The following is a 22,810-nucleotide window of genomic DNA, read 5'->3' as shown; positions in this document are numbered from 1 at the left end:
ACTTAGAAAACTGAGAAGTAAGCAATGGCTCTGTTAATCACTGACAAGTGCATAAACTGCGATATGTGTGATCCTGAATGCCCAAATGGCGCAATCACTATGGGTGACAGCATCTTCGAAATCGACCCAGATTTATGTACGGAATGTAAAGGTCACTATGAGAAGCCAACGTGTCAGTCTGTATGCCCGATTACAAAATGCATAATCACTGACCCAAACCATATTGAAACTGACGATGAACTACTCGAGAAGTTTGTCATCATTCAAGGCTTGACCTAAAAGGAAAAAGGTTCAACTTAGCCATAAGTTGAACCTTTTTTTTATCCTGATTTTTCGATTGGATAAATATTGCAGAATAGCTCTTTTTCAAATTGATATTCGAGTCGTTCTCGCCAGTTTATTGATTGAGCTATCGGAACAAGATAAAAGTTTTCCCTACTGGTATCTGTCACAAATGCCATTCCATACTGCATCAATTCATAGTGAACATCATTTACGAAGCTAGGGTCTAAACGTTGTCTGCCTGTCAGTTGGGTAATGTCATCTCTCGAAATAGAAATACCCGAGCTTTCAGCGTTGAACCTATGTCTTAACCATTCTGAAAATTCCTTTGCACAAATCATAGTCATAGTCTTATCCTTGAATTATCTATCGACGGGTATCAGACTCTGATTTCGTATACTGCATATAAGCCACATCTTTCACCCCAAAAACACTCTATCCCTGACCAAACTTTGTCGAATTCGTCATCGCCGTTGCTGATACCGTTATTGATTTTATTAATATCAAACGATGTTCTTAATCTCATGTTTATAAACTCTAGACAAAAGTGTGATGTTTCTCCAGTTTTAGAGTCGAGAAAACCAGTGGCATTACCACTGTAAAAAGGCTCGATAAATACGATTACTTATTCGATATCAAGGCCAAACACTGACTTGGCATCACTTTAACTTTTTTCTTTTTCTTATTTTTCGCTACTTTTTTGGGGGGCGGAACTGGAATGGTCTGCGGAGCCCAACTTGCAAGTTCATCTCCACAACCATCACCTTTTGGCGGGTTTGCTTGAGCGATACAGTTTGAACTGCCTTCAGGACACTTTAAACGAACATGAAAATGAGAATGGTGTCCCCACCAAGGCCTTATTTTGCCTAACCAAGATCTATCATTAACGTCAGAGTTTTCTTGTTCGCAAAGGGTTTGCTTAATGACAGGATGGACGAAGATACGTACCACTTTTTCATCTTTGGCTGCATAGCGAATAACTTGAAAATGATCATTAGTCCAATTCGATTGACGCAATTTGTAGTTGGTAAGATCTACAACGCTCACAGGTTTAGGCACAGCTAACTCGTTATCTGACAACCTCTTACTAGTTAACCTTAGCCATATATCAATATCTAACCCTGTTTGATGACTTGAATGGCCAGAAGAAAAGCGCCCTCCCCTAGGAAGAGAAATATCACCGACCAATAAATTAGTATTGAGTTTCTCGCTAGTAGTAACACCTAATCTCTCAATAAACTTTATAGCTTCTGTATGGCCATAATAGCGCTCTCTTTGAGGACGAATAATTTGGTAGCCGACTCCATTGGTTGGCAAAGCCTGTGCGCCATCGAGGCAACCATTAGCATAACTTCCTATTGATAAGGTTGAGTTTCTTGTCGGGCTTTTCTCTTTTTCCCACGGGGTTGCCGATACGGCAAGTGAACAAAAAATGAGAGCCGATATACAAAATAACCTCATAGCTATTCCAAATGAATGATCACTACTTTTTATACTAGTCGTTATTAGGAAGTAGGTTCATATCGAGGGTGATATTTAGAAGATAAATAAGTTTTTTATTCGACGAAGAGGGGATTTTTCAAATCATAGAAAGCAAAAAGGCTCTAGCATTTCTGCTAGAGCCTTAAATATGGCAGGGGTGGAGAGATTCGAACTCCCAACACGCGGATTTGGAATCCGCTGCTCTGCCAATTGGAGCTACACCCCTATTTTCAGTTTTAAAGAGCTGAAACTCTGAATAAGTGGCGGAGTGGACGGGACTCGAACCCGCGACCCCCGGCGTGACAGGCCGGTATTCTAACCAACTGAACTACCACTCCGCAGTGGTCAACTCACTAAGTGAGCGTCCATATCTCCAGGTCGGTCAACCTAAAGATTTAATTTAAAGCCTGGCGATGTCCTACTCTCACATGGGGAAACCCCACACTACCATCGGCGCTATTGTGTTTCACTTCTGAGTTCGGCATGGAATCAGGTGGGTCCACAATGCTATGGTCGCCAAGCAAATTTTAAAATTCGGAAAGCTAATCTAAAAGTGTCTCTTCAAACTCATTCAAGGTCTGTCTTTGAGTCCACAAAACCCCTTGGGTGTTGTATGGTTAAGCCTCACGGGCAATTAGTACAGGTTAGCTCAATGCCTCGCAGCACTTACACACCCTGCCTATCAACGTCGTAGTCTACGACAACCCTTTAGGACGCTTATAGCGTCAGGGAAAACTCATCTCAAGGCTCGCTTCCCGCTTAGATGCTTTCAGCGGTTATCGATTCCGAACTTAGCTACCGGGCAATGCCATTGGCATGACAACCCGAACACCAGAGGTTCGTCCACTCCGGTCCTCTCGTACTAGGAGCAGCCCCTTTCAATTTTCCAACGCCCACGGCAGATAGGGACCGAACTGTCTCACGACGTTCTAAACCCAGCTCGCGTACCACTTTAAATGGCGAACAGCCATACCCTTGGGACCGACTTCAGCCCCAGGATGTGATGAGCCGACATCGAGGTGCCAAACACCGCCGTCGATATGAACTCTTGGGCGGTATCAGCCTGTTATCCCCGGAGTACCTTTTATCCGTTGAGCGATGGCCCTTCCATTCAGAACCACCGGATCACTATGACCTGCTTTCGCACCTGCTCGAATTGTCATTCTCGCAGTCAAGCGGGCTTATGCCATTGCACTAACCACACGATGTCCAACCGTGTTTAGCCCACCTTCGTGCTCCTCCGTTACTCTTTGGGAGGAGACCGCCCCAGTCAAACTACCCACCAGGCACTGTCCGTAACCCCGATTCAGGGGCCAACGTTAGAACATCAAAACTACAAGGGTGGTATTTCAAGGACGACTCCACCACATCTAGCGACGCGGTTTCATAGTCTCCCACCTATCCTACACATGTAGGTTCAATGTTCAGTGCCAAGCTGTAGTAAAGGTTCACGGGGTCTTTCCGTCTAGCCGCGGGTACACTGCATCTTCACAGCGATTTCAATTTCACTGAGTCTCGGGTGGAGACAGCGTGGCCATCATTACGCCATTCGTGCAGGTCGGAACTTACCCGACAAGGAATTTCGCTACCTTAGGACCGTTATAGTTACGGCCGCCGTTTACCGGGGCTTCGATCAAGAGCTTCGACCGAAGTCTAACCCCATCAATTAACCTTCCGGCACCGGGCAGGCGTCACACCGTATACGTCATCTTACGATTTTGCACAGTGCTGTGTTTTTAATAAACAGTTGCAGCCACCTGGTATCTGCGACTCTCGTCTGCTCCATCCGCAAGGGACTTCACTGATAAGAGCGTACCTTCTCCCGAAGTTACGGTACCATTTTGCCTAGTTCCTTCACCCGAGTTCTCTCAAGCGCCTTGGTATTCTCTACCCGACCACCTGTGTCGGTTTGGGGTACGATTCCTTACAATCTGAAGCTTAGAGGCTTTTCCTGGAAGCATGGCATCAATGACTTCACTACCGTAGTAGCTCGACATCGTATCTCAGCGTTAAAGAAAGTCCGGATTTACCTAAACTTTCCGCCTACATACTTGAACCTGGACAACCGTCGCCAGGCCCACCTAGCCTTCTCCGTCCCCCCATCGCAATTGTAAGAAGTACGGGAATATTAACCCGTTTCCCATCGACTACGCCTTTCGGCCTCGCCTTAGGAGTCGACTTACCCTGCCCCGATTAACGTTGGACAGGAACCCTTGGTCTTCCGGCGAGGGAGTTTTTCACTCCCTTTATCGTTACTCATGTCAGCATTCGCACTTCTGATACCTCCAGCAGCCCTTACAGACCACCTTCAACGGCTTACAGAACGCTCCCCTACCCCACATACCCTAAGGTACGTAGCCGCAGCTTCGGTGTATAGCTTAGCCCCGTTACATCTTCCGCGCAGGCCGACTCGACCAGTGAGCTATTACGCTTTCTTTAAATGATGGCTGCTTCTAAGCCAACATCCTGGCTGTCTGAGCCTTCCCACATCGTTTCCCACTTAGCTATACTTTGGGACCTTAGCTGGCGGTCTGGGTTGTTTCCCTCTCCACGACGGACGTTAGCACCCGCCGTGTGTCTCCCGGATAGTACTTACTGGTATTCGGAGTTTGCAAAGGGTTGGTAAGTCGGGATGACCCCCTAGCCTTAACAGTGCTCTACCCCCAGTAGTATTCGTCCGAGGCGCTACCTAAATAGCTTTCGGGGAGAACCAGCTATCTCCAGGTTTGATTGGCCTTTCACCCCTAGCCACAAGTCATCCGCTAATTTTTCAACATTAGTCGGTTCGGTCCTCCAGTTGATGTTACTCAACCTTCAACCTGCCCATGGCTAGATCACCTGGTTTCGGGTCTAATCCTAGCAACTGTACGCCCAGTTAAGACTCGGTTTCCCTACGGCTCCCCTAAACGGTTAACCTTGCTACTAAAATTAAGTCGCTGACCCATTATACAAAAGGTACGCAGTCACACCACGAAGGTGCTCCTACTGCTTGTACGTACACGGTTTCAGGTTCTATTTCACTCCCCTCACAGGGGTTCTTTTCGCCTTTCCCTCACGGTACTGGTTCACTATCGGTCAGTCAGTAGTATTTAGCCTTGGAGGATGGTCCCCCCATATTCAGACAGGATATCACGTGTCCCGCCCTACTCGATTTCACTGATTATGATGTGTCGGTTACGGGGCTATCACCCTTTATTGCGAGACTTTCCAGACTCTTCACCTGCATCATTAAAAGCTTAAGGGCTAATCCAATTTCGCTCGCCGCTACTTTCGGAATCTCGGTTGATTTCTCTTCCTCGGGGTACTTAGATGTTTCAGTTCCCCCGGTTTGCCTCCTGTTGCTATGTATTCACAACAGGATACGTGCTTATGCACGTGGGTTTCCCCATTCAGAAATCCCAGACTCAAAAGGTTATTACTACCTAATCTGGGCTTATCGCAAGTTATTACGTCTTTCATCGCCTCTGACTGCCAAGGCATCCACCGTGTACGCTTAGTCACTTAACCATACAACCCGAAAGGGTCTTAGTGTATGGCAACTAACCAAGGTTTTTGGTTGTCATCAAGAAGGGTTAATTCTTGATAACTGTTTGCCGGACTCAATTGTGAATCAAATAAATTTGATTCGAATACAAGACACTTGAATGTGTTTGTTGTGTTTATCTAATGAAAGATAAACATTGAGAACTTTTAAATTTGATTTGAATTACTCGTAAGTAATCAAATCAGTCAGCTTTCCAAATTGTTAAAGAGCTTGATTCATAAATGAACCATTTTTAAATACTCTGATAGAAGAGAATACTTAAAGATGGTATCCCGTAGGGGAGTCGAACCCCTGTTACCGCCGTGAAAGGGCGGTGTCCTAGGCCTCTAGACGAACGGGACACTAGTATCTCTTTTACTTTCTAAACCTAATCAATCTGTGTGGACACTCATCGTAAATATCTTCGTATAAGGAGGTGATCCAGCCCCAGGTTCCCCTAGGGCTACCTTGTTACGACTTCACCCCAGTCATGAACCACAAAGTGGTGAGCGTCCTCCCCGAAAGGTTAAACTACCCACTTCTTTTGCAGCCCACTCCCATGGTGTGACGGGCGGTGTGTACAAGGCCCGGGAACGTATTCACCGTGACATTCTGATTCACGATTACTAGCGATTCCGACTTCATGGAGTCGAGTTGCAGACTCCAATCCGGACTACGACGCACTTTTTGGGATTCGCTCACTATCGCTAGCTTGCTGCCCTCTGTATGCGCCATTGTAGCACGTGTGTAGCCCTACTCGTAAGGGCCATGATGACTTGACGTCGTCCCCACCTTCCTCCGGTTTATCACCGGCAGTCTCCCTGGAGTTCCCGACATTACTCGCTGGCAAACAAGGATAAGGGTTGCGCTCGTTGCGGGACTTAACCCAACATTTCACAACACGAGCTGACGACAGCCATGCAGCACCTGTCTCAGAGCTCCCGAAGGCACACCTGCGTCTCCGCTGGCTTCTCTGGATGTCAAGAGTAGGTAAGGTTCTTCGCGTTGCATCGAATTAAACCACATGCTCCACCGCTTGTGCGGGCCCCCGTCAATTCATTTGAGTTTTAATCTTGCGACCGTACTCCCCAGGCGGTCTACTTAACGCGTTAGCTCCGAAAGCCACGGCTCAAGGCCACAACCTCCAAGTAGACATCGTTTACGGCGTGGACTACCAGGGTATCTAATCCTGTTTGCTCCCCACGCTTTCGCATCTGAGTGTCAGTGTCTGTCCAGGGGGCCGCCTTCGCCACTGGTATTCCTTCAGATCTCTACGCATTTCACCGCTACACCTGAAATTCTACCCCCCTCTACAGCACTCTAGTTCACCAGTTTCAAATGCAGTTCCGAGGTTGAGCCCCGGGCTTTCACATCTGACTTAATGAACCACCTGCATGCGCTTTACGCCCAGTAATTCCGATTAACGCTCGCACCCTCCGTATTACCGCGGCTGCTGGCACGGAGTTAGCCGGTGCTTCTTCTGTTGCTAACGTCAAGAGATAACGCTATTAACGTTACCCCCTTCCTCACAACTGAAAGTACTTTACAACCCGAAGGCCTTCTTCATACACGCGGCATGGCTGCATCAGGCTTTCGCCCATTGTGCAATATTCCCCACTGCTGCCTCCCGTAGGAGTCTGGACCGTGTCTCAGTTCCAGTGTGGCTGATCATCCTCTCAGACCAGCTAGGGATCGTCGCCTTGGTGAGCCATTACCTCACCAACTAGCTAATCCCACCTAGGCATATCTTGACGCGAGAGGTCCGAAGATCCCCCTCTTTGGCCCGTAGGCATTATGCGGTATTAGCCATCGTTTCCAATGGTTATCCCCCACATCAAGGCAATTTCCTAGGCATTACTCACCCGTCCGCCGCTCGACGCCCATTAACGCACCCGAAGGATTGTTAGTGTCGTTTCCGCTCGACTTGCATGTGTTAGGCCTGCCGCCAGCGTTCAATCTGAGCCATGATCAAACTCTTCAATTTAAGATTTTGTGACTCAACGAATACTGACTTCAAAACTACTATGTAATTTTAAAGCTATTACCATTCCAACAGAATGGTAATGAATTGACTGTGCCAAATAACCGAAGTTATTCGTATTGGTCACTCAGTTCATTGAAATCAATTTTGATTCCGAAGAATCTGTTTTATCTAACGATAAAACGTTTTGATATTCATCAACGAGTGCCCACACAGATTGATAGGTTTAAATTGTTAAAGAGCTTTACTTATTAAGCCTTCCTTTTAGTAAGGAGCCTCTCTAAGTGGACGGCCATTCTAGCGAATTGGGTTCCAGTGTCAAACACTTTTTCCAGCTAATTTTTCAAAGCATCTTAAATGCTTAATGTCGTCTCGTTACTTAGTTCAAACCGCTTGGTTATCCCTGGCAACGGAGGCGCATTATAGAGAGAATCCCCCTTTGCACAAGACCAAAAACGAAAAAAAACCGCCGCTGGCGATCGTTCGGACACTATTCACACAAAGCGTTCAAAATAGGTACGATTAAGCCTTAATTTCGGCTAACCGTACCTATTGTTTATGGTTTGATTATTGGTGAGCAATAATCCGGTCGTTATTCACTAATAGCTGCACTTTCTTGTCTGGATTTATTTTTCCAGCCAGTATTGCTTTCGCTAACGGGTTCTCAACAGTTTGTTGAATTGCTCTTTTAAGAGGCCTTGCACCATATACAGGGTCAAAACCAACTTGAGAGATTAGCTTGAGCGCTTTTTCTGAAACTTCGAGTTCATAACCATTGTCTTCCATTCGCTTTTTCAAATGCTCAAGCTGAATAGCGGCAATTGACTCGATGTGCTCTTGGCCTAATGGATGGAACACAACACTTTCGTCAACACGGTTCAAAAACTCAGGTCGGAAATGTTTACCCACCACTTCCATAACCTCATTTTTAATCCCTTGGTAATCCAATGTATTGAAGTTCTCTTGAATACGAGTTGAACCTAGGTTCGATGTCATTATTACCACGGTATTTCTAAAATCGACCGTGCGACCTTGTCCGTCAGTTAATCGTCCATCATCTAAAACCTGTAATAGAATATTGAAAACATCAGGATGTGCTTTCTCTACCTCATCAAGCAGAATGACAGAATAAGGTTTTCGACGAACGGCTTCGGTTAAATACCCACCTTCTTCATAACCCACATAACCAGGGGGAGCACCAACTAAACGAGCAACAGAGTGCTTCTCCATAAACTCAGACATATCGATACGCACCATGGCATCTTCACTATCAAACATAAAGTTCGCCAATGTTTTACACAGTTCCGTTTTACCGACACCTGTTGGTCCTAAGAACAAGAACGAACCAATCGGCTTATTCGGATCAGACAAACCAGCACGGCTACGACGAATCGCATTCGATACTACTTCGACCGCTTCCGCTTGACCGATAACACGCTTATGCAGAACACCTTCCATTTTCAGAAGCTTCTCTTTTTCTGCTTCTAGCATTTTAGAAACTGGGATACCGGTTTGCTTTGAAAGGACATCGGCAATCTCAGCGTCAGTCACCTTATTACGTAATAAGGTCATTTCTTGCATTTCAGCTTGAGTCGCGAGATCTAACTGCTTCTCCAATTCTGGGATTCGGCCATATTGCAATTCAGACATACGGTTAAGGTCACCAGCACGTCGTGCAAAATCCATATCCATCCGAGCTTGTTCTAACTCTGACTTAATATGTTGCGTGCCCGAAAGTGCCGCTTTCTCAGCGTTCCAGACTTCTTCGAGCTCTGCAAAATCTCGCTCTTTCTCAGAAAGTTCGCTTTGTAGCGTACGAAGTCTTTTTTCACTGGCCTCATCACTTTCATTAGTCAAAGCTTGTTGCTCGATCTTCAACTGAATGATTTTGCGCTCTAACTTATCCAGTGACTCAGGTTTTGAATCTATCTGCATTCGAATACTCGAAGCCGCTTCATCAATGAGATCTATCGCCTTATCTGGTAACTGACGATCTGAAACGTATCGGTGAGATAACGTTGCTGCAGCTACGATAGCGGGATCCGTGATTTCGACATGATGGTGAAGTTCATAACGCTCTTTCAAACCACGAAGGATCGCTACCGTGTCTTCAACGGTTGGTTCATCCACGATCACTTTTTGGAACCGACGCTCTAACGCAGGGTCTTTCTCTATGTACTGGCGATACTCATCGAGCGTTGTTGCGCCGACACAATGCAATTCACCACGAGCTAATGCTGGTTTCAGCATGTTACCCGCATCCATAGAGCCTTCGCCTTTACCTGCGCCGACCATCGTATGAATTTCATCGATAAAGAGAATGACATTGCCCTCCTCTTTCGATAATTCATTAAGCACTGATTTTAGACGCTCTTCGAATTCGCCACGATATTTAGCCCCCGCTACTAATGAGCCCATGTCTAATGAAAGAACTCTTCGGCCTCTTAAGCCTTCAGGAACTTCATTATTAATAATACGCTGAGCCAAACCTTCGACAATCGCGGTTTTACCCACACCGGGTTGGCCGATAATGACAGGGTTATTCTTAGTCCTACGTTGAAGGACTTGAATCGTGCGACGAATTTCGTCGTCTCGGCCAATTACAGGATCCAGCTTGCCTTGCTCTGCTCTTTCGGTCAGATCAATGGTGAACTTCTCTAGTGCTTGGCGTCTATCTTCTGCATTCGGGTCATCGACTTTCTGGCCACCGCGAACTTGCTCGATAGCTTGAGATAATTTTTGCTCGGTAAGGCCTAGCTCTTTAAGTAAGTTCCCTAACGGACCTTTGTCTTCAATTGCAGCGAGTAGGAATACTTCTGAAGATATGTAACTGTCTTGACGCTTTTGCGCGACCTTATCACATAGATTGAATAGCGTTCCCATTGCGTTAGAGAGCTGAACATCACCACCGATACCACTTACTTTTGGCACTCGGTCTAATATTTCGCTTAATTTAGAACGTAACTGAACAACATCAATATTAAGCATGGTGAGCAATGGACGAATCGCACTACCATCTTGATTAAGCAAAGACACCATTAGGTGTACAGGTTCTATATATTGGTGATCACGACCTAATGCGAGCGACTGAGCATCAGATATCGCAATTTGGAATTTACTAGTGAATCGATCGAGACGCATGCCAACCTTCCTACTCTTAGATATGTTTATCTTATGGTTAGAAGATGGATACGGTAACGCGGATTTTCAAGGGATAAGAATGAAGAATAGAGCTTATACGAAAATATAAATGAGCTGGATGAGTAGTTGTGCTAGTCAGAGATTACTCTAACCAAATAAATGTCGCCTGACGTCCAGTAATACCATCACGACGATAAGAATAGAAAGCATCTGAATCTGCGTATGTACATAGATTCGAATCTGTCACCGAAGTCACGCCAACTTTCATTAATCGTTGAGTCGCGAGTTGAGACATGTTTGCTAACCACTTGCCAGATTCAGATTTGGCTTTAAATGCTAATTTCGCTTGAGGGTCAAAACGAACAAAAGCGTCCAACACATCGTTGCCAACCTCAAATGCATCTTTACCAATTGCAGGACCAAGCCAAGCAATGATCGGGTTATCTGAATCTAGGTTTGAAAACTTTGCGACGGCATTTTCAAGAATGCCACCAGCAAGACCGCGCCAACCTGCATGAACTGCAGCAACTTGAGTACCTTTGGTATCGGTGAGGATGACCGGTAGGCAATCGGCTGTCATCGCAGAACACACAACACCCGTTGCAGTGGTATATGCACCATCAGCATCAAGCACATTCGCCACAGGTTCTAAAACCGTAACGACATCCGTTGAGTGAGTTTGATTTAGCCATACCGGAGCAGTAGGCATCTTAGACTGTTGCTTTAACCACGCTCGATTGCTTTCAACAAGCAAAGCATCATCCCCAACGTGCATACCGAGGTTTAACCCTTGATAGGCACCTGTAGAACAACCATCGAAACGAGTCGAAGCAAATGCCTTCACGTTTTTTGGTGCATTCCAGTCAGGGATGATCATTGACATGATTAAATGTCGTCTTCTTTGTTTTCGCGAGCATCAACACGCAACGCTTCTGCCATCACAACCATGTCATTTGGCACAGGTGCGTGGAACTCAACTTCTTCACCAGTAATAGGGTGAACAAATTTCAGCATAACCGCGTGTAGCGCTTGGCGATCAAAAGAACGAATCATTGTCGTCAGCTCTTCAGATGCACCTTTAGGAATACGTGCACGACCACCGTACGCAATATCACCTAGCAGTGGGTGCTGAAGGTATGACATATGAACACGGATTTGGTGAGTACGACCTGTTTCTAGACGCAGGCGAATACGAGTATGTTCGCGGAAATGCTCCGCAACACGGTAGTGAGTTACCGCAGGTTTACCCAATTCATTGACGTCCATTAACGTACGCTTCGTTGCATGACGACTAATGCCTTTCTCAACAACACCACCCGCTGTCATTTTGCCTATCGCAATTGCTTCATATTCACGAGTAATACGACGTTTAGCAAGAGCACGTACAAGACGAGTTTGAGCTGGAACCGTTTTAGCCACAACCATAAGACCTGTTGTGTCTTTATCAAGACGGTGCACAATACCTGCACGAGGTACTTCAGCGATCTGAGGATAGTGGAAAAGCAATGCGTTTAGTATGGTTCCGTCCGGCGTACCTGCACCTGGGTGTACAACCAGATCGCGAGGTTTATTGATAACCAATAAATCATCATCTTCATAGACAATGTCTAACGGAATATCTTGTGCTTCCCAGCGCTCTTCATCCGCAAGCTCCGCTTGTAAGATGATCGCTTCACCGCCCAAAACTATGGTGCGCGGTTTCGTGATAACTTCGCCATCCACTTGGATTTTGCCGTCAAGAAGCCACTCTTTAATACGAGAGCGAGAAAAATCGGTAAATAGTTCAGCGACAGCTTGGTCTAAACGTTGACCTAACTGGCTGCTTTTTACTGTGTCTGTTAATGTTATCTGCTGAGCCATATCGAACTTTTTTAAAAACCGTGAGACTAATACCCATTAGTATGGATAAAATAGAATAATTGCATCATTGTATCTGTTACTGGTTAGAAAGTAACGGAAGCTTACGAAATATTTAATTCAAGGAATCGACGCCTGACATGAAACACCTTACTTTATCGGGTCTATTAGCCGTATCACTCTTAGTTGGCTGTTCAAGTAGTGAAGAAATAGTACCGGATGTACCGCCATCGGTTCTTTACTCTGACGCCCAAGAATCACTGCAGAGTGGTAGCTGGCTTTCTGCAATCGAAAAGCTAGAAGCCTTAGACTCTCGTTACCCATTCGGCGCCTATTCTGAACAAGTACAACTGGATCTGATTTACGCGTACTACAAAAATGATGACTTGGCGTTAGGCCTTGCCACCATTTCACGATTCCTACGCTTAAACCCAACTCATGAAAAACAGGATTGGGTTCTTTACATGCGTGGCCTGACACACATGGCTCAAGATCGAAACTTCATGCACGATATTTTTAATATCGATCGAAGCGACCGAGATCCAGAACCAGTGAAGCTAGCGTTTGCTGACTTCAAACGACTGTTAGAACGTTTCCCTGCAAGCCCATACGCTGAAGATGCACAAAAACGCATGTTCGCACTGAAAAACCGCCTAGCGGAGTATGACTTAGCAACGGCTGATTTCTACCTACGTCGTGAAGCGTGGATTGCAGCTGTGAATCGTTCACAGGAATTACAAAAGACTTACCCTGACACAATTGCAGCGCGTAAATCTTTAAAAATACAGTTAGAAGCCTACGAGCAGCTTGGGCTAGAAGACGCAGTGACAAGAACAGAAGCCTTGATTGAGCTCAACCCACTGCCTTAATCAACGAATCACACTCGTTGTTCACTAAAACAATCACTTCAAAATCGCGCTAATTTGTTAGCGCGATTTTTTTTGAACTTCGTCTGGTAAACTTGATGAATGGCAACATAAGCAGTATCTTCAATAGATAACTTTTAACAAAACATCAACATGGAGTGTGGATGTGAGCAGGATGTTATTATTTATCTGGATCGGGTTATTTAGCCCACTTTCCAACGCATTAGAACTGTCCCCATTGAGCAATCAGCCTTACATGGGCGACTTAGACGTACTCAAAGCAAAAGGAACAGTGAGAGTATTGGTATCGGCTGATCTTGGGTTTTACTACATAGAAGATGGTAAACCGAAAGGTATTGTGGCAGAAATGCTCTATCACTTTGAGAAAAGCCTTCGCAAGAAACACCCTTATCTTAATGTACAAATCATTCCGGTTCAGCGAGATGATCTCCTTCCTTCACTCGAATCTGGATACGGTGATGTCGCGGTAGCGAACCTCACAATTACCGATAAACGATTAAGCGTGATCGACTTTTCAGACCCGATGATCAAGGATGGACAAGAACTCATTATTACCGGGAAAAACTCAGACCCTATCACCGAAATCAAGCAATTGAGCGGTAAAGAAGTGTGGATCCGTGCGAGCTCTAGTTATTTCGAGAGTGTGCAAAAAGTGAATAAAGAGCTCAATAAAATGGAACTGCCACCACTGCATGTCCACTTTATCGAAGAGTCACTGCAAGACTATGAACTGATAGAGCTTGTTAACCAAGGTTATATTCAAGGAACGATCCTAGATAGCCACAAAGCGAAGCTATGGACTGATGTGATGGAAAACATACAGGTACATACGGAGTTGCCGCTGCGTGAAAACGGGCAAATTGCTTGGGCACTGAGAAAGAATAGCCCTCTTCTCAAAAAAGAAATCAACAAGTACGTCAAGAAAGCCCGCACAGGTACTTTGCTGGGTAACGTGATCTATCAAAAATATATCGATAATACGCGTTGGTTAGGTCGAGCTCTCAATCCAAACAAGGTCGACAGGGTTGCCAAGCTCGCTGACGTGTTTGAGAAATACTCCAGCAAGTACGAATTTGATCCTTTGATGATGTCTGCTCAAGGGTTTCAAGAGTCAGGGCTCGATCAGAGTCAAGTCTCCCATCGTGGGGCGATTGGCGTCATGCAAGTTTTACCAAGTACGGCCAAGGACAAAAACGTTAATATCAAAAATATTCATAAAGTGGATAACAACATCCATGCGGGTGTGAAATATATGCGTTTTATCAAAGACCGATATTTTAATGACCCTGCCATAACGGCTGACAACCAGATCTATTTTACGTTGGCGTCTTACAACGCAGGCCCAGCTAAAATCAGAAAAATGAGATACCTCGCGAAGAAGAAAGGCTACAACCCTAACGTCTGGTTTAAAAACGTCGAAATCGTGACGCGAAAATATGTCAGTAAAGAACCTGTCACGTATGTCGCCAACATCAATCGCTACTTTGTTATTTATAAACAATTGGCGGCGATAAATGCCACTCGAGAGAACGGAACAGCAAGGCTGCTGCAAACCAACGATTAGCCGCTGTTTGTCATTATGAGCTTAAGCAGTAAACGCCCAAGGCAAGACTAAAAACACAAAAGCCGCATAAGGAAATTTATGCGGCTTTTGCTTATCAAATTCGGATCGTTCTTTGGTGTGATTTAAATCACGAAAGTACATTGCGTGAATTTTCATCAAGCACTTTCAAAAAGCTGTAGGACACCCCTAAAAACCAGTTTAATTTTTAGCGAAGCCTTGCCTCCAACTTATCGTTTTTCATAGGGATAACAAGCATTTTTCGACAAAAAGATACCAAGACTTGCGTGAGATCACATTTGATTTTAATGCTTATCCCACCCAACCAAAATAAGATCTAGATCACATTCTTTATTCCTAAAAGTCGTAATCTGAAGTTAACCCATGAGGGATACAACAGAGGAAAACTTCTATGAAAATGAACATCACTGGTAAAAATATCGACATTACCTCTGCAATCCGTGATCACATAGAAAGCAAATTTAAAAAGCTAGATAAATGGCAAGTAGACATCATTGGTTGCCAAGCGAGCTTTAGCGAAGAACCAAACAAAAAGAAAAAGTTTGAAGCCGTTCTAACGGTGCCAAAAGGCCAACTTGTTGCTTCATCAACCCATGACGACCTCTACGTAGCTATCAACGAAGTAGAACAAAAACTAGAACGTCAACTCAACAAGCTACGCCATAAACCAGAAGCGCGCCGCGCTGAAAAGCCTGAAATTGAAGAGCTAGAAGCTGAAGTAGAATAAGGAAAAAGAACAGATTAAAAAATAGCGCCTCAGGGCGCTATTTTTTTGCTTGACGCTCGTAGCTCGCTTGCTTATTGTGTTTAAACATTCATAAAACAATCACTTTTTATGCACACTCAATCTTTGTTTATTTTTGACTTCTTTTTTCTTCCGTAAATCGGAGGCTGAGTCGTTTTAGAAAAACAAGTCAAAAACGAACAAGAAGCCTCCCACACTAGGGAGGCTTTTTTATAAGGACACATTTATGACTGACCGCTCAATTTCACTGGATGATATCCGCCTTCGTCTCAATGATTTAGATGACGAACTGCTGAGTTTACTTTCAGAACGCCGCAAACTCAGTATCGAAGTTGCGAAAAGTAAAGTAGAGACATCAAAGCCTGTACGCGATGCCGTTCGTGAACAGCAGCTTCTGGTTAAGCTGATTAACAACGGTAAAGATAAATACGAGCTTGATGCGCAGTACATTACTAAGCTGTTTCATACCATCATCGAAGATTCGGTTCTGCTGCAACAGTCATACCTGCAAAACCTTGCGAACCCACAAAGCCGCAAGCCACTAGCTCGCGTTGCGTTCTTAGGTTCTAAAGGTTCATATTCTCACCTTGCTAGCCGTGAATACTTCAGCCGCAAGAATATGGAATTGATAGAGCTTAACTGCAATCACTTCAAAGAAGTCGCATCGACGGTGGAATCTGGTCATGCCGATTATGGTGTGCTGCCGATTGAGAACACCAGTTCTGGTTCAATCAACGAAGTTTACGATCTTCTGCAACACACAACGCTCTACATCGTGGGTGAGCTGTCTCAGCCTATTGAACACTGCTTAGTTGCTAAAAGTGATATTCGATTAGAAGACATTAAGACGCTTTATTCGCATCCACAACCTCATCAGCAATGCAGTGAGTTCTTGAGTCGCCTTAAAGGTGTATGCCTTGAATCTTGTGCAAGCACCGCTGACGCAATGAAGAAAGTGCAAGAACTGGATGGTGATGATGTAGCGGCAATTGGTAACGCTTCAAGTGGCAAACTGTATGGGCTTCAAGCAATACAAGGCAATATTGCTAATCAAACAGAGAACCACACTCGCTTCATCGTGGTAGCGCGCAAGCCAGTGGAAGTATCGACTCAAATCCCAGCGAAAACGACACTCATCATGTCGACCTCTCAAGAAGCGGGCTCTTTGGTTGAAACCCTACTGATTCTGCAACGCTTGGGTATCAATATGACGAAACTAGAATCTCGTCCAATTATGGGTAACCCATGGGAAGAGATGTTCTATGTTGATTTAGAGGCACACTTGGATGCGGATAACATGCAGCAAGCAATCACGGAACTGACGGCCATTACTCGTCACTTAAAAGTGCTAGGCTGCTACCCAAGTGAGAACATTAAAGCAACTCAAGTTAAGTTATCGTAAGTTTAGGTTGCCAAAAGCAATGCGCCTACCATAGGCCAAACAGTAAAAGTTAACGCAAACGGAATAACAATTGAACGAAACAATACGCAGAAATAAGTATTGTTGGATATTAAATTGTTATTCCGTTAGCTCTCTCTTCACACCCGCCTCCTAAAATCATTACCAACATAATAAAAACCCCACTAATCACATTTTTATCAATAAAGACAAAACCTTATTGCCTTCACAGGAAATCATCGAACTACGTGTAATTAATAGCGAGTAAGTATTAAGTAACATAAACTTACGCGCTTAAATTATAAATAGTGTTGTCATTAACTATGAAGCTAAGTACTAAAATCTTACTACTGATAACCCCTGTGATACTGATCAGTACCGCAGCTTCTAGCTATATTATTTATTCGATGCAGAAAAGCAGTTTTATCAAACGCGAAGACAACGTACTGCAACTGAATATGGAAAAGTTAGCTGGGTATTTTCGCCAATCTCGCTCCTTCCTAAATAGTTATTCTTACACTCTTACTAACAGTGACTTGGTTCGACGCTATTTTTTAGTTGATGACAATCCGTATCGTGAACTTGAACTGATCAATAACCTTCGAGAAACCATACAGTTCTTACAAGATGGTGATGAGAGTTTTACAGGGCTAGCACTGCTTGATGGTGAACGAAAACTCAGTTATTACGCAGATAATAGTAGTGACTCACTCGCGAAAATGGACCCTAAAATTCTTGCGTTTATTGATCGTCAATATCAAAAGACTTTAGAAGAATCGAGCACCAATTACGTCCAAAACTCTCAAGGCGAAGGGATGTTAGTTCACTATGAAGTACTCGATAAAAAAACGGTTTCGCCCCCAGTAAGCTATCAACCTAGTGATGTTTTTTTTGTGGTGGTTTCTGTTTCTCTCGATAAATTTAATACATTGCGAAAGCAGATCGAGTTCGACTACCAGACCAGTTTGTTTTTCACGCCAACGGCCATCTCTTTAGAAAATGATTTAACTCAGTCAGTGAAGTTGGCACCTGAGCTTTACGCAACGGTCGATCCTGCTCAGTTTCTTCTAAACAATAAGCTCGACTCTATCTGGAATAAACTGAGTCTGTCGTTTGCACTGTCAGCATTAGTAACGGTTGCCTTACTGCTGATGCTTCTCTCTCGCTGCGTCATTAGCCCAATTTCAAGGCTAGACCGACAGTTACAGCAAGTGGAGAAAAAACAAAGAAAGAACATCGAGCGCTTAAAAACAAATGACGAATTAGGCCGCTTATCGCATCGCTTCTATGACATGTACCAAGAGTTAGATAACACCTATCAACAAACCAAAGTTCTAGCTGAAAATGACCAGCTGACTCAGATCGCCAACCGACGTCAATTCCAAACCTTTATTGAGCAATCACTCCCGAAAACAAACTCGAAAACATACACGTGGGTACTCTATTTAGATTTAGATAATTTTAAATTTGTTAACGATAAATATGGCCATCAAATTGGCGACTCGATCTTAGTCTCTTTCGCTCAACGTATTTCTGAGATCGGTGCTCTGTACCAAACGGATTACGATGCCCATTGCATGCCAGCTCGACTCTCTGGTGACGAGTTTGTTGTTTACATCAATGCATCGACTCGCCACGGGAATATCGCACATAAATTTTCAGATACATTATTGGCGCCTCTTCAAAAAGGGTTTATCACTGAATCTGGCAACTACCCGATTACGGTCAGTATTGGTATTGCAACCTACCCTAATGACGGTCACTCAATAGAAAAGCTGCTCTCAAATGCAGACACGGCAATGTACCAAGCCAAACGAGCAGGTAAGAATCAATACGCTGATTACTCTTCAGACTTAGACAAAACCATTCAACGACAGGCAAGCATTGAACAGGCTCTGAGGCGTAAGAACTTTGATGAAGAGTTCAAACTCGTTTATATGCCATACATGGATTCAACAGGAAGTCAGGTCATCGGTGTTGAGGTGCTATTACGTTGGGACTCGCAACAACTAGGTTCAGTACCGCCCGATGAGTTTATTCCGATTGCCGAACAAACCGGATTATTCGAACAGGTCGATCGCTGGGTAATCCAGCATGCTTTTGCTTCATTCCATAAGCTTCAAGCTCAATTTGATCATTCGATTCAGCTCTCTATCAACCTGTCTTCAGCAGGAATAGAAACGACTCACCTTGCAGTTTTCATAGGAGAACACGCCAAGATCAATGGTATTCCGCCAAGCTTAATTGATTTTGAAATCACCGAGACCTTCTACTCAAACTCACAAGGGTTTCCATTATTAAACGAGCTATCTCGAATGGGTTACCGCTTAGCGATTGATGACTTTGGCTCTGGTTACACATCAATAACCCAGTTGGTTGAATATCCTACTCAAAAGATCAAATTGGATAAGAGCTTTTTAGAAACCTTGATCGAAACAGACAATCAGAACATAGTAAAACCAGTGATAAGTTTGTGCCATGCACAAGGAAAGACGGTCACCGCTGAGGGCATCGAAACCAAACGAATGCATCAATGGTTACAAGAAGCCCAGTGCGATATGCTGCAAGGCTATTACTTTGGCAAACCGATGCCACTTGAAGACCTAAGTGATTGGTACAGAGAACATCAATTGCAATTTAACCAACAACAATAAGAACTCATTCATGAAATCCGTAGTCATTGCATCGCTCAACCCAGCTAAGATCAACGCCGTTAAAAGTGCGTTCTTGTCTGCTTTCCCTAATACTGAATTCGAATTCATCGGTGTTAGTGTACCCAGCGGGGTTGCCGATCAACCCATGAGCAATGATGAAACCTATCAAGGTGCAGTGAACCGCGTGCGAAACGCTATTCAAGCGCAGTCGAATGCGGATTTCTATGTCGGTCTAGAAGCAGGAATAGAAGGCAGTATTACCTTTGCATGGATGGTGATTGAAGCGAATGGTCAGCGTGGAGAGTCACGTTCGGCAAGCCTGATGCTGCCACCCGCGGTACTTGAAAAGCTAGAACATGCCAACGAGTTAGGAGATGTCATGGATGAAGTCTTCGGTACAGACAACATCAAGCAAAAAGGTGGGGCGATTGGCCTACTAACACACAACCAACTCTCGCGCAGTTCGGTATATCATCAAGCTTTGATCTTGGCGCTTATCCCTTTCGTTAATCCTGAACATTTCCCCGCTTAGCTCTCAAAGAATCAGCTTCTAAAGGGTTAAGTTTTGCTGGCTCATGTTTTTAGATGCTCTATTTTTCAAAGACTTCGCTTTTCAAAGACATGGTTTTCAAAGATTTAGATTAACTTATCTCGTTGAAGCATAACGAGTACAGCAGAAACAAAAAAACGCTAACAGATTGTTAGCGTTTCTATCAAATTTCAGTGCTTAATAAGTAGGTCTACTTAAGCAGTAACTCTGCGATGGCCGCTTTCTCTTGTTCAGATTTAGCCTTGAGCTCATTGGAGCCTCTAGTGATCGTAGCAACACCTACTCCCAGCATTTGACTCACTTGTCGCTGAGACATATCGCCTTTCATCAATTCACAAAGAATATTAACTCGAGCAACCAAAGCATCGCGTTCATCAGATGTCATCATCATGGTCAACAACAGCTCATGCTGATCTTTTTCAGCGGCTGTTTTTACCAAGTCCATTAGTTGTTGCCAATTATCATATTCAGGTTGTGATGCCATATTTCTACACTTACTTTTAAATTCTGACTTTAAAGAGTCGCTTAACGATTAAGAGCGTTCAACACTTTATACCGAAACACTCGATGTGATCCAATGTAAAAAGGCAGTAAGTGGAAATGGTTCGCACTCACTGCCTTTAAAATCACTCAGTTTCGGACAAAAAACCGAAGTCTTAGTATTTCGTTTTTGCCTCATGCGGCGCTAAAAACGTTCCCTTCTCGCCCAAGATATCCCGATAGTAAGTCTCAAACATCAAGATGTTCTGAACATACCCACGAGTCTCCTTGAAAGGGATCATTTCGATAAAGGCGTACGCATCTAACTTTTCATCGCTGCGTGAACGCCATTGTTTCACACGACTAGGACCTGCATTATAAGCAGCAAATGCAAAGATACGGTTATCATCATATTGAGCTAGTAAGCCATCTAAATAGTGGCTACCAATTTCAATGTTCTTACCGACATCATAAAGATCATCGCTACCCTGATACTTAATCTGATGCTTCTTTGCCGTATATTGAGCCGTCTTCGGCATGATTTGCATGATACCGCGAGCCCCAACAGGAGAACGAGCCTCTGAATCCATTGCACTCTCTTGTCTCGCTAAAGACATCAAGGTGATCGGGTCTATATCATGCTTTTCTGCGTAGAAGTTAAACCACCACTTGTGAGCGACAGGGAAGCGTAATGCGATGTTGTCCCACATCTTCGCTGAGATACTCGCCGTTACCGTAAAGTGATTCCAACGCTGTGTCGCAGCATGAGCGGCAAGCATTGATTTCTGATCTTTATCAGCATTGGTTAATAACCAACGCCACTCACTCTTCGCTGCGGCAATTTTATCTCGAGCAATCAGTTCGCCGATACGCACCAAAGAGGCCTCGAACGGCTTCACCGTTTCAGCATTGTATTTGAGTGTCGACGTTGGATAGCTAATAGGCTTGCCTAATTGTTTAGCTGCGGCAACGCTGTAGAAATTACGCTGACCCAAAATGTCTGACAGTCGCTTGTTACCTTCAGCAGTATTGCCTAGCGCTATCTCAGCTCTGCCTTGCCAATATTGCCAGCGAAGCGAAGCTTGATGTTTATCATCTAGGCGCGCTATCCACTCTTTCAAGCCCACCCAATCAGCATGTTGAATCGCTAAGCGAGCACGTCGTTCAAGCAATACTTGTTTTGATGAACTCGCTAACATTTTGTCTCGCCACACCATCAGCTCTTCAGAATCGGTATTGATCAAACGAAACGTTAGATAGTCCGCTAACTCTTGGGATTTTTCTTTAGATAGCTTTTGAGCTTTCACAACATCATCAAAAACCTCTTGAGCGCTGCTTGCTGACTTTCTTGCTAACTTCTTAAAACCGAATTCAGTTTGAGCTTGGTAAAATACATTCGCTGGGTGCTTCTTAGCAAACGCGAGTACATTTTCAGGCTTGTTGTACAACGCCTTCATCTGCTTGGCTTGAGCAATTGACTCATCATGATCTAATTGCTTAATCAGATAAGTAATCAGCTTACCGTTACGGCCTTCAAACGCTAACAGCATCCTTTCGAGTATCAGATCATCCGTTCTTAAACCGGCTTGATCCCATCCTTCAAAAAGTGGGTCACAAGCGTCATCAACACCACTGCCACTTAACCAAAGCTGTTTCGCACCTTTGAAGGCGAGCTCTTGATTACCTTGCTCATAATGCGCTCGGTAATAGATACATTGGTATTTTTCACCAACCGGCTCTTGAGTTTGAAATTCAAGGATCGTTTGCCACTGCTTTTGAGAGGCTAATGAATCTAAGTAAGGCGCACGCATACGATTCGAAAATGGCAGAGTTTTATTCTCTTCAATAAAAGCATCTACTTCAGCAGGTGTGCGATCACCTAGGCCTATGAGAAAGGCACGATAATCAGTGTAAGGCGTTAGAGGGTATGTTTGAATTTTGTTGCGCAGCGCGGAGTAGGCTTTTAGATCTCGGTTGTCCAAAACCTCTTGCGCTCTGTCATAAACATCACGCTGCATTTCAAGCTCGGATGCATTGCTCGCCAAAGCCATCGGAGTCAGTGAAAATGAAGACAAAATTGCCGATGCAGCGACAGCAATTTTCGTATTACCAATGCGGAAAAACATTCGCTCTTTCCTTAGTGCGTGTATGAATACGTGAAGTCTATTTACGCCCGACATCACATCAAATGTAAAGAGTTTGAGTGTAAATATTATTAATATTTAACACTTCGCCTCAGAAGCTTAT

The 22,810-nt window shown here is 44.3% G+C and carries 13 protein-coding genes, 3 tRNA genes, 3 rRNA genes, 1 pseudogene and 1 other annotated feature; of the genes and pseudogenes, 7 read left to right on the top strand and 13 right to left on the bottom strand.

Translation table 11 applies throughout. The features are described 5' to 3' along the window. Nucleotides 1-24 precede the first annotated feature (24 nt). Nucleotides 25-279, top strand: coding sequence for a YfhL family 4Fe-4S dicluster ferredoxin (locus IHV80_RS02910; protein WP_004735061.1), 255 nt, complete (start codon nt 25-27; stop codon nt 277-279). Nucleotides 280-320: 41 nt separating this feature from the next. On the opposite strand, the gene IHV80_RS02905 is transcribed toward IHV80_RS02910, so the two are convergent. The 11 genes from IHV80_RS02905 to rluD form a co-directional block, all read right to left on the bottom strand. Next, nucleotides 321-629, bottom strand: a complete 309-nt coding sequence (locus IHV80_RS02905) for a hypothetical protein (RefSeq protein ID WP_048613433.1) — start codon at nt 627-629, stop codon at nt 321-323. A 274-nt stretch (nt 630-903) separates the two neighbouring features. After that, a complete protein-coding gene (gene mepA / locus IHV80_RS02900; RefSeq protein ID WP_192890002.1) occupies nt 904-1,743 on the bottom strand; it encodes a penicillin-insensitive murein endopeptidase in 840 nt (279 codons plus the stop codon). 170 nt (nt 1,744-1,913) lie between these two features. Then, a tRNA-Trp gene (locus IHV80_RS02895) sits at nt 1,914-1,990 on the bottom strand. A gap of 35 nt (nt 1,991-2,025) precedes the next feature. Continuing rightward, nucleotides 2,026-2,102 (bottom strand) — tRNA-Asp (locus IHV80_RS02890). A 67-nt stretch (nt 2,103-2,169) separates the two neighbouring features. Continuing rightward, nucleotides 2,170-2,285: ribosomal RNA gene (rrf, locus tag IHV80_RS02885) — 5S ribosomal RNA — on the bottom strand. A gap of 92 nt (nt 2,286-2,377) precedes the next feature. Continuing rightward, nucleotides 2,378-5,271 (bottom strand): 23S ribosomal RNA (locus tag IHV80_RS02880). Between the two features lie 302 nt (nt 5,272-5,573). Continuing rightward, nucleotides 5,574-5,649: transfer RNA gene (locus tag IHV80_RS02875), tRNA-Glu, on the bottom strand. A 67-nt stretch (nt 5,650-5,716) separates the two neighbouring features. Next, nucleotides 5,717-7,271, bottom strand: a 16S ribosomal RNA gene (locus tag IHV80_RS02870). The 16S, 23S and 5S rRNA genes sit together here with 3 tRNA genes alongside, the layout of an rRNA operon. Before the next feature lie 564 nt (nt 7,272-7,835). Next, on the bottom strand, nt 7,836-10,409 hold the full coding sequence (clpB, locus tag IHV80_RS02865; protein ID WP_192890001.1) for an ATP-dependent chaperone ClpB: 2,574 nt from the start codon (nt 10,407-10,409) through the stop codon (nt 7,836-7,838). A gap of 142 nt (nt 10,410-10,551) precedes the next feature. Next, nucleotides 10,552-11,292, bottom strand: coding sequence for a peptidoglycan editing factor PgeF (gene pgeF, locus IHV80_RS02860; protein WP_192890000.1), 741 nt, complete (start codon nt 11,290-11,292; stop codon nt 10,552-10,554). Between the two features lie 2 nt (nt 11,293-11,294). Beyond that, nucleotides 11,295-12,269, bottom strand: coding sequence for a 23S rRNA pseudouridine(1911/1915/1917) synthase RluD (gene rluD, locus IHV80_RS02855; RefSeq protein WP_192889999.1), 975 nt, complete (start codon nt 12,267-12,269; stop codon nt 11,295-11,297). A gap of 137 nt (nt 12,270-12,406) precedes the next feature. Here rluD and IHV80_RS02850 point away from each other — a divergent pair, with 137 nt between their 5' ends. From IHV80_RS02850 to yjjX, 6 genes and pseudogenes are all read left to right on the top strand, one after another. Beyond that, nucleotides 12,407-13,135, top strand: a complete 729-nt coding sequence (locus tag IHV80_RS02850; protein ID WP_192889998.1) for an outer membrane protein assembly factor BamD — start codon at nt 12,407-12,409, stop codon at nt 13,133-13,135. A 157-nt stretch (nt 13,136-13,292) separates the two neighbouring features. Beyond that, a complete protein-coding gene (locus IHV80_RS02845; protein WP_318842410.1) occupies nt 13,293-14,717 on the top strand; it encodes an MltF family protein in 1,425 nt (474 codons plus the stop codon). A gap of 409 nt (nt 14,718-15,126) precedes the next feature. Continuing rightward, nucleotides 15,127-15,462 (top strand): ribosome hibernation-promoting factor, HPF/YfiA family, encoded by a 336-nt coding sequence (gene hpf, locus IHV80_RS02840; RefSeq protein ID WP_017072900.1) that lies wholly within the window; start codon nt 15,127-15,129, stop codon nt 15,460-15,462. A gap of 110 nt (nt 15,463-15,572) precedes the next feature. Then, nucleotides 15,573-15,694 (top strand) — a sequence feature (Phe leader region). Between the two features lie 12 nt (nt 15,695-15,706). Further along, nucleotides 15,707-16,882 (top strand): prephenate dehydratase, encoded by a 1,176-nt coding sequence (gene pheA / locus IHV80_RS02835; RefSeq protein ID WP_192889997.1) that lies wholly within the window; start codon nt 15,707-15,709, stop codon nt 16,880-16,882. A gap of 320 nt (nt 16,883-17,202) precedes the next feature. Then, nucleotides 17,203-19,581 (top strand): annotated as a pseudogene (locus IHV80_RS02830) (putative bifunctional diguanylate cyclase/phosphodiesterase). Further along, nucleotides 19,544-20,065 (top strand): inosine/xanthosine triphosphatase, encoded by a 522-nt coding sequence (gene yjjX / locus IHV80_RS02825; protein ID WP_192889995.1) that lies wholly within the window; start codon nt 19,544-19,546, stop codon nt 20,063-20,065. The pseudogene IHV80_RS02830 and the gene yjjX overlap by 38 nt, the downstream one beginning before the upstream one ends. Before the next feature lie 208 nt (nt 20,066-20,273). Here yjjX and trpR read toward each other — a convergent pair whose 3' ends face one another. Together trpR and sltY are read right to left on the bottom strand one after the other, a co-directional pair. Beyond that, a complete protein-coding gene (trpR, locus tag IHV80_RS02820; RefSeq protein ID WP_192889994.1) occupies nt 20,274-20,567 on the bottom strand; it encodes a trp operon repressor in 294 nt (97 codons plus the stop codon). 172 nt (nt 20,568-20,739) lie between these two features. Further along, entirely contained in the window at nt 20,740-22,689 is a 1,950-nt protein-coding gene (gene sltY, locus IHV80_RS02815) for a murein transglycosylase (protein WP_192889993.1), read from the bottom strand. Nucleotides 22,690-22,810: the final 121 nt, after the last annotated feature.

The organism is Vibrio bathopelagicus, assembly GCF_014879975.1.
Classification (GTDB): domain Bacteria; phylum Pseudomonadota; class Gammaproteobacteria; order Enterobacterales; family Vibrionaceae; genus Vibrio; species Vibrio bathopelagicus.
The sequence above is the reverse complement of the archived record's forward strand: the minus strand, read 5'-3'. Positions and strand labels throughout refer to the sequence as shown.